At 44.0% G+C, this 13,403-nt stretch carries 12 protein-coding genes; 8 read left to right on the forward strand and 4 right to left on the reverse strand.

Translation table 11 applies throughout. From position 1 onward, the window contains the following. Window positions 1–45 precede the first annotated feature (45 nt). Both FS373_RS11645 and FS373_RS11650 read left to right on the forward strand, forming a co-directional pair. A complete protein-coding gene (locus tag FS373_RS11645; protein ID WP_227992691.1) occupies window positions 46–894 on the forward strand; it encodes a DsbA family protein in 849 nt (282 codons plus the stop codon). Window positions 895–1,013: 119 nt separating this feature from the next. Beyond that, window positions 1,014–1,466, forward strand: a complete 453-nt coding sequence (locus tag FS373_RS11650) for a protein disulfide oxidoreductase (protein ID WP_407695652.1) — start codon at window positions 1,014–1,016, stop codon at window positions 1,464–1,466. A 116-nt stretch (window positions 1,467–1,582) separates the two neighbouring features. On the opposite strand, the gene FS373_RS11655 is transcribed toward FS373_RS11650, so the two are convergent. Continuing rightward, a complete protein-coding gene (locus FS373_RS11655; RefSeq protein ID WP_152829478.1) occupies window positions 1,583–1,987 on the reverse strand; it encodes a RidA family protein in 405 nt (134 codons plus the stop codon). A gap of 94 nt (window positions 1,988–2,081) precedes the next feature. Next, window positions 2,082–2,453, reverse strand: coding sequence for a hypothetical protein (locus FS373_RS11660; RefSeq protein ID WP_227992692.1), 372 nt, complete (start codon window positions 2,451–2,453; stop codon window positions 2,082–2,084). Window positions 2,454–2,812: 359 nt separating this feature from the next. On the opposite strand from FS373_RS11660, the gene FS373_RS11665 reads away from it, so the two are divergent. The 3 genes from FS373_RS11665 to FS373_RS11675 are packed head-to-tail and all read left to right on the forward strand — an operon-like array spanning window position 2,813 to window position 5,699. Continuing rightward, window positions 2,813–3,331 carry a peroxiredoxin family protein gene (locus FS373_RS11665; RefSeq protein ID WP_227992696.1) on the forward strand — a complete coding sequence of 173 codons (519 nt, stop codon included), beginning with the start codon at window positions 2,813–2,815 and terminating at the stop codon, window positions 3,329–3,331. Continuing rightward, the gene (locus FS373_RS11670) at window positions 3,325–3,993 is read left to right on the forward strand and encodes a gluconate 2-dehydrogenase subunit 3 family protein (RefSeq protein ID WP_144045230.1); all 669 of its coding nucleotides are present in this window, start codon (window positions 3,325–3,327) and stop codon (window positions 3,991–3,993) included. The genes FS373_RS11665 and FS373_RS11670 overlap by 7 nt, the downstream gene beginning before the upstream one ends. A gap of 23 nt (window positions 3,994–4,016) precedes the next feature. Then, window positions 4,017–5,699 carry a GMC family oxidoreductase gene (locus FS373_RS11675; protein ID WP_152829479.1) on the forward strand — a complete coding sequence of 561 codons (1,683 nt, stop codon included), beginning with the start codon at window positions 4,017–4,019 and terminating at the stop codon, window positions 5,697–5,699. Between the two features lie 512 nt (window positions 5,700–6,211). Here the strand turns inward: FS373_RS11675 and FS373_RS11680 are convergent. After that, window positions 6,212–6,904: an acyl-homoserine-lactone synthase gene (locus FS373_RS11680; protein ID WP_152829480.1), complete on the reverse strand. Its 693-nt coding sequence runs from the start codon at window positions 6,902–6,904 to the stop codon at window positions 6,212–6,214. Between the two features lie 453 nt (window positions 6,905–7,357). Between FS373_RS11680 and FS373_RS11685 the strand changes: the two genes are divergently transcribed. From FS373_RS11685 to cspD, 3 genes are all read left to right on the forward strand, one after another. After that, entirely contained in the window at window positions 7,358–8,761 is a 1,404-nt protein-coding gene (locus FS373_RS11685; protein ID WP_144045233.1) for a cytochrome P450, read from the forward strand. Between the two features lie 249 nt (window positions 8,762–9,010). Continuing rightward, the gene (locus FS373_RS11690) at window positions 9,011–9,763 is read left to right on the forward strand and encodes a helix-turn-helix transcriptional regulator (RefSeq protein ID WP_144045234.1); all 753 of its coding nucleotides are present in this window, start codon (window positions 9,011–9,013) and stop codon (window positions 9,761–9,763) included. Window positions 9,764–10,531: 768 nt separating this feature from the next. Continuing rightward, a complete protein-coding gene (gene cspD / locus FS373_RS11695) occupies window positions 10,532–10,753 on the forward strand; it encodes a cold shock domain-containing protein CspD (protein WP_144045235.1) in 222 nt (73 codons plus the stop codon). A 462-nt stretch (window positions 10,754–11,215) separates the two neighbouring features. On the opposite strand, the gene FS373_RS11700 is transcribed toward cspD, so the two are convergent. Continuing rightward, on the reverse strand, window positions 11,216–13,183 hold the full coding sequence (locus tag FS373_RS11700) for an alkyl/aryl-sulfatase (RefSeq protein WP_144045236.1): 1,968 nt from the start codon (window positions 13,181–13,183) through the stop codon (window positions 11,216–11,218). Window positions 13,184–13,403 lie beyond the last annotated feature (220 nt).

Consider the following 13,403-nt stretch of genomic DNA (forward strand, 5'->3'; position numbering starts at 1 on the left):
GGTGAGCCCATTACCTTGAGCTAGCCAAAATATTAGGAATATAAGATGAAATCAGTATCTAAGTTAGACAGCCAGTCCAATGAGCCTAAGTTGCATAAATTTAGCCCGCTAAAACTGATGCAATCAAGAAAACTGCAGTTTATTGCCATGTCTGGCATTACCGCTTCTGCACTCTTTATCGCCTCACAGCTGTCATTTATCTCACCGGTCCACGCCGAGGTGACAAGTTTAACGGCTCAGCAAGAGCAAGATGTCAGAGCCATTATCAAGGATGCCTTGGTTAATGATCCTGAACTCTTGAAGGAAGCCATCATAGCGCTGCAGACTCGTGAGCAGTTAGGGGCAAATTCTGCCAAGCAGACGGCTCTGGATGATAATTATAGCGCCATGTATGAAACTAAGAGCGACCCCTGGAAAGGAGCTGAAAACCCTGAGATCACTATGGTGTATTTCACCGATTTCAATTGCCCTTACTGCAAGAAAATTGAACCCTCGCTCAATAAGCTGATCGAAGAGTTTCCTCAGCTGAAGATCATCATCAAGATGGTGCCGCTGCAAGGGGAAGGGTCTGAACTGGCGGTAGAGTTGGCGCAGACGGTTTGGCTTAACGAGCCTGAGAAGTACATAAAATTGAAAGATATGTTGATGTCTAGCCCGCGTAGACTCGACTCAGCATCTATAGCTAAAGTCGCTAAGTTGACCGATACCGAGAAATGGTTAGGAAAGACGGACTCTCGAGTCAACGAGATGATGCATGATAACATCAAGCTGATGAGGAACTTAGGCATAGGCGGCACCCCAAGCATGATTTTTGGCGATAAGATTATTCCAGGACTCGTGTCTTATGATGTGCTCAAAGAGCAGCTTGAAGAAGTGATTGAGGCCAAAGGCTAATGAGTAGAGCCGCTGACGATAGTAAGGATAAAACTCAGGCTGGAAAAATAGCCTTAGATACCGTGGCGCTTACTCCTTTGAGAAGGGCCTTCGGCTGGCTTAAGCAAATAGCCCTGTTTATGCTGTTTGCCATAGTGATCACCGGAGTGATGGACATCTGGCGTGGTAAGGATATTCCAAGGGATAACCTGCCAGATATCAAAGGCATGACCTTAGCCGGGACTGATATCGATATTGATGCCTTGAGCCAAGATCAGGCGGTATTGGTGTATTTTTGGGGCACCTGGTGCCCGGTGTGTAACTTTGTCAGTCCGGCAGTGGATACCATGGCCAGCATGTACCCAGTAGTCACAGTGGCGATGAACTCGGGACCCGATGACAAGATGGTCAAATATCTTCAGCATAAGGGCTATGAGTTTGAGACCATCAACGACAGTAATAATGACATTGCCCGTGATTGGTCGGTGCAGCTGACGCCGACCTTGATGGTATTTAAAGATGGCGAGCTGAAACATTACACTACAGGTTTCACTAGCCTACCTGGGATGTGGTGGCGCATGCTCTTGTCTTAATCCATTGATGAACATAGCGCTTAACGTTAAGCTTTAAGCGCTAATCGATACAGTGATCTATGTTGATGGATGACAACATCTACTTTAATGTTCATTATAGATGCTGAGATTAATAATTAATCAATACAGCGATCTATGTCTATTATCGCATCTACCTCTATCTCTATTAGCCATTCAGGATTGATGAAGCGGCTAACTTGGAATAGGGTGGAAGCGGGTCTGATATGTTTAAAATACTCACCATGTACTTCGGCAATTTTCGGCCAGTCTTTTATATCTGTAACCATCACTCGAGTACGTATTACATCGTCTAAACTGGCTCCGGCTACTTCTAATGTATGTATGATGGTTTGTATGCATTGTTGGGCTTGTGCTGCCGGGTCATTGAGGCCGACCGTATTTCCCCCTTTATCTATCGGAGCTGTACCGCCGATACAGACATGATTGCCTATCCGCACCGCACGTGAAAATCCTATCAAATCTGCATAAGGGCTGGAACTGGGGATTAACGACCGCGACATATCAGACTCCAATACTTTGAGTTTTATCTTGGATAAGTATGGAATAATCTCAACACTTTGCCTCTTTTTTAAGATGCACTTTTTTTTGTAATCATTACTGTTGATTACTGCTAAAGCTGATTCGATATTGCTCATCTATGATGAAGCTGAGCTTAGTCCCGAATTGAGAAAAATTGTTATCGTCGAATTGATATTCTATATGGCCTTGCGCTACCTGAGCTCCATTAATCGAAATAAGCTGATAAGTGACTAGGCCTGTTTTCTCCTGTGGGGAGAAGTAGATGGTTTGGCGGCTATTAGCCTTGACGGGCTCAAAGGTGAGCTGGCTTGTCGGCAGGTTAAAAATAATTTGGTAAAAGCTTCTGTCAGAATGATTTCTGACCAAAATTTGTGGTGATAGGAAGTGATAAGCGATCCCGCTTACGATAATCATCAAACAAAAAGCTAACCCTAATCTTCTTTTCATATTGTGTAATAGTCCCCTTGCTAAATGGGTGGCTCTAGTCTTTGACAACATCAGGTTAGTTTAAATCCCCCAACGTAGCAAAAGGTTGAAAATACCCATATTTCGACCTGACTTTAAGTGCCTTCTTCCAAGGAGGGCTAAAAAATACTCGGTGCTTGATGGGGAGCGTCCATGATGCTTGTTAAAAATTGTTCTAAATCAATAAAAGATGCAAAACTCATTTAACTTGAATTGTTTTATTAGAGCTTGCGGTCTGCTGTTATACCGATTGGTATTAATAATAGATGTTTTTACTGGATGATATTTAGGCACATATGATGAAGAGAAGGATGGTTAAAGGGATTTATGGGGTGCTTGTCATGTCATTATTTATTGGTTTCAAGGCGCTGACAGCGCCTTTATCTGTGGGGGAAATCGCCCCCGACTTTGCGCTCAAGCAACTCGATGGAACCGAGTTTAACCTGAGTGATTATCAGGGACATAAGTCAGTTTATCTCATCTTCTGGAATACCTGGTGTGGCCCCTGTACGAAGAAGGCACCTAAGCTGGTGGATATTCAAAATGAGCTTGGAGAGCGGGTGAAACTGTTGGCTGTTAATACCAGTTGGAGTGACTCTTTATTTGAAATCACTCGTTTTCAATCTCATTTTTCGACTAATTACCCTATAGCCTTCGATGATGAAGCCGAGGTGACTCACCTCTATGGTGTGATGGGCACGCCAACCAGTTTCTTAGTGGATATCAATGGTGTCATCAAGCAGGTCGATGGTATTACAGATACCCTGAGTAGTAATATTGCTCAGTGGAACCAGATGATACCTCAAATGGGGCAAGAATTAATGGCAAGCCAGGGCTGCAGCAAGGAGAGCGTATGTTGAAAAAAGATACCCCGTTAACTGAGGCACAATTAAAAGATAAGCCGTTAAAAGCGGGCTCAAGCAAGCCTGAATTAGTCAGTGTCTTTAGTAGTGGCCTTAACCGCAGAGCCTTTTTAAGACAAACAGGTGCTGCCGCAGTTTTACTCGGTTTGATTGGTGCTAAGCCCTCAGTAGTTGCAGCCGCTGATGAGGTTGATAGCCAGGAGAGAGGCAGTGATGCAGGTTTTAGTTCCCATGCTCAAGCTGTAGTTGCAGCGGTGCAGATGCAGTTATTTCCCGATGATGACGATGGACCTTCGGCAAAAGATCTTAACGCATTTAGATATCTGACCTGGGCACTCGATGATCCTGACAATTTAGCCGATGGTGACAGGGCATTTATCTTGCGCGGTGTTGGTTGGCTCGAAGAGTTAGCAAAATCGACCCATGGCGCTAGTTTCATCAAGCTAGGGGTGAATGAGCAAGATGTCGTGCTTAAGCAGATAGCCAAGAGTCGCACCGGTGAGAACTGGCTTTCATTGCTGCTCTATTATTTACTGGAGTCCCTGACCTTAGACCCTATCTATGGTGGCAATACAGATGGTATCGGCTGGCAGTGGCTCGAACATCAGCCTGGTTTCCCGCGTCCGATTCAAGGCAAAACCTATTTAGATTTTAGCTAGCTGACAACAGAGCAGGAGATGGCATGAGTAAGCAAGAGTTTGATATCTGTATCGTTGGCAGTGGTGCTGGCGCGGGTCCTATCGCCTATGAGTTAGCAAAGGCGGGCTATAAGGTCGGTGTGTTGGAGAAGGGTAACTGGTTTAAAGAAAATGATTTCTTTAAAGATGAGCAATTGGTTCGCCACAGTGTGTTTCGCTCACAATTTAAGGATGAGCGTCATGTACTTGAGGAGCCTAATGGTGATGACACTTGGTCATCAGACACTACGGCTCAGTTTTGGGGCGGCAATACTGTCGGCGGCGCGACTAATTTTATGAGCGCTTACTTTCATCGTCTCAAGCCCCAAGATTTCAGGTTAGTCACTGAATATGGTGACATTGAAGGTGCTAACAATGTCGATTGGCCCATTAGTTATGATGATCTCGAGCCTTACTATACCAAGGTGGAACAGGTGATTGGCGTCTCTGGCAAAGTGGTAAAGCATCCGCAGTTAGAGCCGCGTTCGACCATAGACTTCCCCTTTCCACCGACCGCAGAACATCCTGTCGCTCAGCGCTTCGATGCCGCCTGTAAGGGGTTAAAGCTGCATCCCTTACCCATGGCTCGCGGTATTCTCTCTATCCCCTTCAATGGCCGAAAAAGCTGTGAATACTCAGGTTATTGTGGCAGTTATGGCTGTCATTCCGGTGCAAAGGCTAGCTCTCGTGCAGCCTTGCTAGATGCGGCTGTAAAAACCGGCAATTGTGAGATAGTCACTCAGGCTAAGGTATATCGGCTCAATACGGACAGCTCTGGACAAATAAGCTCCGTGGATTATTTCGATCTGACCGATGAAAACAGCTCAAAGCGCGTTACGGCTAAGCTGTTTGTGGTGGCCTGTTACTCCATTGAGAGTGCCCGCCTGTTACTCAGTAGCACTGGCGACAAACATCCCAATGGCATAGGAAATACCTATCAGCAGGTGGGAAAAAACCTGCACTGCTGCGCCGGAGGTACGGGTCATGGTGTGTTTGAGATGGGTAAGCTCAAAGAGTTCGAGGCCAAGCAGCTTAAAATTCGTGGTCCCTTTTTCAATCGAGCCCTGCAGGACTGGTATGAGATTGACGATAAAGCAGTCTCATCTAAACCAATAAAAGGCGGCACACTCGATTTTGTCTTCGATCCACCATCGCCAACAGGGGAGACTGCCAGCTTGAAGTGGCAAGGGGAAAACCTGTTGTGGGGTACGCCGCTGAAACAGAAGATCAAATCCCACTTCACCAAGTCGAAAGACTTTAAGTTTGAAGTTTTCTGTGACTGGCTAACTAATGATGAATGCTATGTCAGTCTGGACCCTGTAGAGAAAGACCGCTGGGGTCAGAGCGTTGCCAAAGTCAGAGCAGGCTTTCATTCCCATGATGAGAAGGTGGCTCAGTATCTGGTGGATCGAGGCGTTGAAGTGATGAAAGCCATGGGGGCTCATCAAGCTTGGGGTAATGTTTTTACTCAGCCTACTTCAAACTTAGTCGCCGGTGGTTGTCGTTTCGGCAATGATGTAAAAACCTCTGTGTTAGACAAGAACTGTAAAGTACATGATTGCGATAACCTCTATGTGACCGATGGTTCATTTATGCCTAATGGAGGTAGTGTGACCCCAACCTTTACGATTTATGCTAATGCGTTTCGGGTGGCTGATAAGATTTTAGCGCGACTTGAGAAGGTTTAAGTCAGTTAATTCATTCATGGCTTTAACGGGTGGTAGTGTGACCCCAACCTTTACGATTTATGCTAATGCGTTTCGGGTGGCTGATAAGATTTTAGCGCGACTTGAGAAGGTTTAAGTCAGTTAATTCATTCATGGCTTTAACGGGTGGTAGTGTGACCCCAATCTTTACGATTTATGCTAATGCGTTTCGGGTGGCTGATAAGATTTTAGCGCGACTTGAGAAGGTTTAAGTCAGTTAATTCATTCGTTCATTCATGGCTTTAACGGGTGGTAGTGTGACCCCAATCTTTACGATTTATGCTAATGCGTTTCGGGTGGCTGATAAGATTTTAGCGCGACTTGAGAAGGTTTAAGTCAGTTAATTCATTCGTTCATTCGTTCATTCATGGCTTTAACGGGTGGTAGTGTGACCCCAACCTTTACGATTCTTGCTAATGCGTTTCGAGTAGCAGATAAGATTTTAGCGCCGCTAGATGAGGTAGTCATCTAGCGGCTCTCTTTAAATAAAATCGCTAGGAGCAAAGAGTTTTCTTCGAAGGGATCAGTGTTTCGACTTGTCCAAAATCCAGTACAGCCGCCATGGCATAACAACCATCATCCATCTTAACCGGCTTGGATAACGGGGTCGATTTAAAGCCTATTCGGGAAAAAACGACTCGTGTTGCGGGTGTCACTACCATGTAGACATACCTGATGTTTCTGTTGCGGCAATAATTTTGTAAGTGTGACAGCAACAGGTTCAGAGGAGGGTGATTACTCACCTTCGTTTTTCCTCTGTGAGTGGACTTGATTAATAGTCGGGATACTTCACAAGAGTTAGCGAGTTGAGTTGTAGGTTTAGAGCCCAGCAGAGGGCTGCTGAAAATCGTATTGATCATCCAGGGAGTGTCGTGATGATGTACTCTCAGGTATCCGGTCGCTTGACCATCGATAAAGAGTCCCAGATGGGTCGATGTATTATCGAAGTTGTCATATTCCTTCTCATCTTCCGGGCTTCCGACCCAGGCGAGTTCACGACAAAATACCTCGGCGCGTAGTCGATATAGTTTGTCCATCTGCCCTTGATTCGGGCTATGGGTGACGAGGTACTGGGGGGGATTTACTGCAAAGCGATGGACATTATCACTGGTGTGATGATTTGTTAATGGAGTCTGATTTGTTAATGGAGTCTGATTTGTTAATGGAGTCTGATTTGATTCCAGCATAGGGTTCTACTAATTTGGGCAAATTTCAAGGTGAATTACACCGCGATAATAGAACCTTAGGTACTGTCCGAAAGGTCAGTTGTAAATGTCGGATATTGCAATAAGGCGTTTGAAGGGGAAGTTTGTTGAAGTCCTGAGGTGCTAGTTAAAGATCTGAGAGTAATTGAACCCTTGAAGTATTTCGTTGAGTGAACTTAAGTTCATGGAAAAGTTATTTTTGTAAGAGATTAAGGTTGCGTAATTGTTCCTATTTATATTTTAAATTATTATCATGAACGATGAGAATGTTTGAAAATAATTTTAAAAGTGAATTTTATTAAATTGATATTACGTTTGTAAATAATATTTATAAATAAAATAGTATTTGTGTTCATTAAATTTATACAGGAAACTATAGAGAGCAGATGTTCTCTGCCGGTAATTAATAAAATGTAAGTTTACTCAGGGCTAAAAATGAAATCACTCTCTCAATTATCCGGGCCTCCGGCAACGAGTATTCTCGGGCATGTCAGTGCATTGAAGCAAACCGATATCCACCTCCAGATGTTGAAATGGATTGAGCAGTATGGAGATATTTTTCGGATCAGGTTAGGGATTAAGCCTGTGATGATAGTGGCCGAACCTAAATTGATTAAGACCTTGTTACGTAGCCGTCCAGAGCAATTCAGAAGAATTAAGAGCATAGAAACGGTTTTTGAAGAGGCTGGGCTAAACGGTATATTCTCTGCGGAGGGGGAGAAATGGAAAACCCACAGAAAACTCACAGAACCTAGTTTTCAGCCTGGTCATCTGAAGCATTTTTTCCCCCTGTTACAGGTCATCACCAAGAGGCTGGAGAAGCGATTCGAATACTTAGCCGTTTCGGGGCAAGAGTTCGATCTTCTGGATGAGTTTAAGCGTTATGCCGTCGACGTCACCACTTGGCTGGCATTCGGTGAAGATTTCAATTCACTGGAAAATTCCTCATCCAGATTAGAAGCTTGCCTGAAAACTGTGTTTCCAACCATGAACAAACGAATCACGTCACCTGTACCTATCTGGCGCTTATTTCCGTCGAGAGCAGATAAAGCTTTCGATGCTTCCCTCAAGGAGGTTAAGACGCTGGTAAAGGGTTTCATCAGCAACCAAAAGGAAAAAATGGCCGATAACCCTGAGTTGGCCAAAAAACCGGAAAATATGTTACAGGTCATGTTGACTGTGCAACAAGAAGACACCTCTCTTTCCGATGATGATATCATCGCCAATGCGGTCACTTTCCTGCTAGCGGGGGAGGATACCACGGCCAATACGCTCACCTGGATGGCATTCTTATTATCAAACGATGGGGAGGCTGAGGAGCGTTTAAATCGAGAACTACTGGAGTCGAATGTTAGTGGTATTTTAGGCTGGCCGCTCCCCAGATTATCTTTTCTCAATGCCATCACCTATGAGGCGATGAGATTAAAACCAGTGACACCTCTGCTCTATCTGGAGCCGATACAAGATACCCAAGTGGGCGGCTATAGTGTCAGTAAGGGAACACCGATATTCTTAATATTACACGCCAACGGTTTTAACCCTGATCTGTTCAGCGATCCTAACAGCTTCAACCCAAATCGTTGGCTGGACAAAGATCAGGCCTCATTTTCTTCACTTCAACCATTTGGGGGCGGGGCCAGATTGTGTCCCGGAAGGATGTTGGCCATGATGGAGATCAAGTTGGCGTTCAGTACTCTGTTCAGAAACTTCAGTTTGCAGCCCATGCAGGCGAGCAGTGAAGTGACTGAGCAGTTTGCTCTTACCATGTCACCCCATGGATTCAGGTGTAAAATACACAAGCGGATCAAGCTTGAATCGATGGGAACCGCCGTTAATTGAGTATCTTATCAAACCATGGCTATTTTTGATTAAAATTGATTTGTGCAATCGCCGATCTTGATGACTGTGATTTTTTTGTTAAGAGATCGATCTTTTTTCTTTGCATCTTGGTTTGATTGAGATTAAATTTATAGCTTAGGCGAGTATCGGTAGGGGAACTTACCGCTAGGGTGATACTTTAATTGTATTTTATTTTTTGTTATTGCAGTGACCTGGCTAACGAAACATTCAATTGAAGGATGATGAATAATGAGATTGCTGGAAGGGAATAATATCTCGCTTAATATAAAGCAAGTTTCAGATGTATATCAAATGTTTAGTGCCTCATCATCTTGTGATGAGATACTGCAATGTGCTAAGACTTTACAAAACTTGTTGGAAGTTGATGGAGTGGCTCTCATTACTCTGGTTATCCGCCCGGATCACAGTATTAATATTGAGAGGGTCGTTAGTTCCGGATTTGGTTTCGCGGCCAAGAGTGCGGAGTGGGACAGCATATATCAGAAGAAAAAATTTCAATATATTGACCCGATAGTGAGTTGTTCCAAGTCCTTCAGGAACTCTTTTAATTGGAAGTCTGTCCCTTCGATGATGTCGCTGTCAGAGAATCAGTTCAATTTTCTGGAGAGAGCACAGGAGATGGGCTTGAAGGAGGGAGCCAGCATAGGTTCTTTTTCTTCCAGACATATCTATAAGGAGCTGAACATCACATCTGTGTGTGGTTGTTCGCTCAACACGGAGCAGCTCGCGACCTTAGAATTGATCAATGCGGTTTCGGCTCAGGCCATGACCCGTCTTATGCACCCGGTGGAGGAGTTGACGAAGAGAGAGCGGGAGATATTGGCATGGTCTTCCGAAGGAAAGTCATCTTGGGAGATTGGCATGATCTGCTCTATCACAGAGAGAACAGTGAAGTTTCATCTGAAAAACATTTATAAGAAGCTCAATGTACAAAATAGGGCACAGGCGATTGTTTGTGCAATTAGGCAAGGCTTAATATAAGCTGTTTAAATATCATACTTTAGGTGTTTAAATTATAAACTGATATTCTTTAGGATGAATAACGTCAATATTTAAATATATATTCATGAATATAAGAGAACTCTCTAATAACCTATGGTTACTGGGTTTTAGCTTTATATGGTACGGAGAATGGTTAACTCATTATATTCTAGCTGTCTGAGGGAACAGTTATTAAAGTGTCATTTATACAGGATAATGAACTCATAATATATTTGCTTTTGTCTATACATTTAGACATGCAGGTTATTAGTTACTCAGAATAAGTTAAACTCAGATTGAATTATATTTTAATTGTTTGTTTATTATTCGGTTCAGCTCATTGAAATGAGATGGATTAAATAATATATATTCTCTTATTTTTATTTACTCGGTAAATTTCTTATTTAAGACCAATATTTGCCCGTTCCCCCTTGAACGGGCTTTTTTTTGTATATCATTGACTAAAACACCATCTCGGGGACATGCTCCGGCACCACAACTTAACCTGCAGTGAGCTCGATGCTCTCCTTAATACTGATGCCTGCTCGATATGAAGAAGACATTTTATCTTTTTCAGTTGAGCTACTGCCCATTTGAACAGTGCCATGATACTTGCAGATCACGTATTATCATTTTAGTAATTTAACAAGTTAATGACATTTTGTTGGTTATTAATTTCTCGAAGCTGCGGTAACAAGACTGGAAGGGCTAGATAGCGATTCAAGTTCTATATCCAGATCGTCGAATTAAGATGGAAGGATTCTAGGCATGATGAAAGGAACGGTGAAGTGGTTTAACAACACTAAAGGCTTTGGATTTATCTGTCCAGGCGCCGGTGGTGAAGATGTTTTTGCCCACTATTCTGCCATACAAATGGAAGGTTACCGGACTCTGGCGGCAGGCCAAGCTGTCGAATATAAGGTAGAGGCCGGTCCTAAAGGCATGCACGCATTGGCTATAACACCAACGGATGAAATGCCAGTGAATTAGGTTTTAAATGGAGACTCCACATTAACCCTATGATTAAAAAGTAAGATCCCCAAATAGGCACTCAAGGATGAGAGCCATAGAATCGAGTGTTTACTTAAAGAACAAACTCGAATCTCTGTTGTAAACCACAAGCATTAAAATAGCATCATCAACCCTTTGCCCGTTAAGTTCACTCCTTAACGGGATTTTTTTCGTGGTCAGCATCAGCATCAGCAGCTAGGCCAACATCTCAGACTTATGGAGCTGTATTGTCGATATTGGTTCTAAATTACTCGCTGAGTAATCCTGAACTCATTTCAGGATCCAGCTTGAATGTTTGAGGTAAGATGTAGGGCGTCTGTGGTCCCTATATTTACTATCTAGGTGAATATCGCACAGTTAAAGCAGTAAGTTGTAAGTAAAATGAAGCGTTCCTAGGATCTAGATCCTAGGAACTCAGTTTTTATGATTAAGGCGTGACAGCTATGGTGTCACGATATTAAACCAGAAGTTGAAGTCGTCCAGCATACCGAGAAACTCATTAAACTGTTTCTTGTCGCCACTTATCTTCACTGAACCATTTTTGATGGCTTCATCGAAGGTGAACTCTTTAAGCTGAATACTGTTCATGGTGTTCATCGACATGACTAAAGCGACATCAGGTTTAGCAACCTGGTTTTGGCTGTGGTGCAGAACGGCATTCTCTATCGTTAAGGTGTACTTACTCTTAAGATCAGTAAAGTCGATATTGATATCAAACACTTTCCCGGCCGCTTTTGCCGAGTCGAGTCTGACCGCTAAGAAATCAAACAGCATATCCGGGGTCATGGCGCGAATGGTATCAGGCGTTGCCGTTTGGGTGCCTCCTGCGGATGGGACACCATTTCTCAGTTCATAGGCACCTTGTAGATACACAGAGCGCCACGGACCTGATTCGGCCTGATAGCCAAGTTGCTCGAAAGCATCGGCCAGTAACTCTTTAGCTGGTCGACTCTTAGGGTTAGCAAATACGGCATGTTTCATCACTTCAGCAACCCAGCGATACTCTCCTTTATCAAATGAAGCCTGGGATTTTTTGATCACGGCAGCTTCGCCGCCCATAAAATCCATGTACTTTGTCGCTACCATCTCTGGCGGCAGGTTATTGAGGTTTGAGGGATTACCGTTATACCAGCCCATATACTTTTGATATACGGCGCGGCTATTATGGCGAAGGGTGCCGTAGTAACCGCGAGTCGGCCAGTTTTGTTCCAGCTCGGCAGGTAAGGTGATTATCTCGGAGATCTCTTCACCTGTATAACCTTGGTTCATCAGACGTACTGATTGGTCATGGGTAAATTTGTAGATATCACGCTGCTTTTTAAAATAGGGAATGATGTTTTCAGTGTCCCATACTGGCCAGTGATGACTTTGAAATTTTACTTTGGCCTGGCTGCCCCAGGTATCGATGGTTTCGTCGAGGAAATTGGCCCAAATCAATGCATCTCGCACCTCTGCCCCACGCAGTGTCAAGATGTTGTGCATGGTATTGGTGGAGTTTTCTGCCATCCAGAGCGCTTTCATATCAGGGAACCAGGTATTCATTTCGGCTGGAGCTTCACTGCCAGGCGTTAGCTGAAACTCCATATTGATCCCATCGATACTGAGTTTCTCACCGGTTTTGGTGATCTCATGGCTAGGTAATAATAGGCCAGCGAGCCCGGTCGAGACTGTCATTCCCAGACCACCATTGACGCCCCCTTTTGCATTGCGGGGGAGCATAGCACCGTACATGTATATGGCGCGGCGTCCCATGGCGTTACCTGCGATCACATTTTCTGAGACTGCATGTTCGGTAAAGTGCTCGGGTGAGATAATTTGCACCTCTCCAGACGCAACTTGCTCTGTGGTAGCAATTCCTGTTGCGCCGCCGTAATGATCGATATGGCTATGGCTGTAGATGATAGCCACAACCGGACGCTCTCCTAACTGTTCATTGATAAAGTCCAGCGCGGCTTTCGCAGTCTCGGGTGAGATAAGTGGATCGAAGACAATCCAGCCTGTTTTACCTTTGATAAAGGTGATATTGGATAGATCGAAGCCACGAACTTGATAGATGTTGTCGGTGACCTTAAATAGACCATGTTGGATCACAAGCTGAGCGTTTCGCCACAGACTTGGGTTAACTGTATCTGGCGCGTCCTTATCGATACTGATGTAGGTCTTGTACTGCTCCAGATCCCAGACCACATTGCCCTGAGAGTCCTTGATGGTGACAGTATCAGGTTTGGCGATAAAGCCCCGTTGGGCATCTTCAAAATCTTGTCTGTCACTGAAGGGTAAGGCCTTCAGTACCGCAGCATTGGCTACCTTGGTATATTGACTGGCGGGTTTTGACTGAGTCGCAGCAAGACTCGAGTGAGGTAAAACCAGAGAAAATGCGACTAGCAGCGCAAGCTTAGATCTATTCATTACAAATTCCTTTTATAACGGAGAGGGAAAAGCTGATTTAAATAATGGGTAAAAGTATAGTGAACTTAACGGGGAACGGTTGAATTATCAACAGCTAATGTGATGATATTTTTTAATATTTACAGAGGTAAGATTTTAGGAAGGGAGGACGTTTTTACTTTGTAATTGGAACTGCTGGATTCCAGCCACAGGCATGCTGGAATGACGTGTGGTTTCTGGT

This window comes from Shewanella sp. YLB-07, assembly GCF_009377275.1.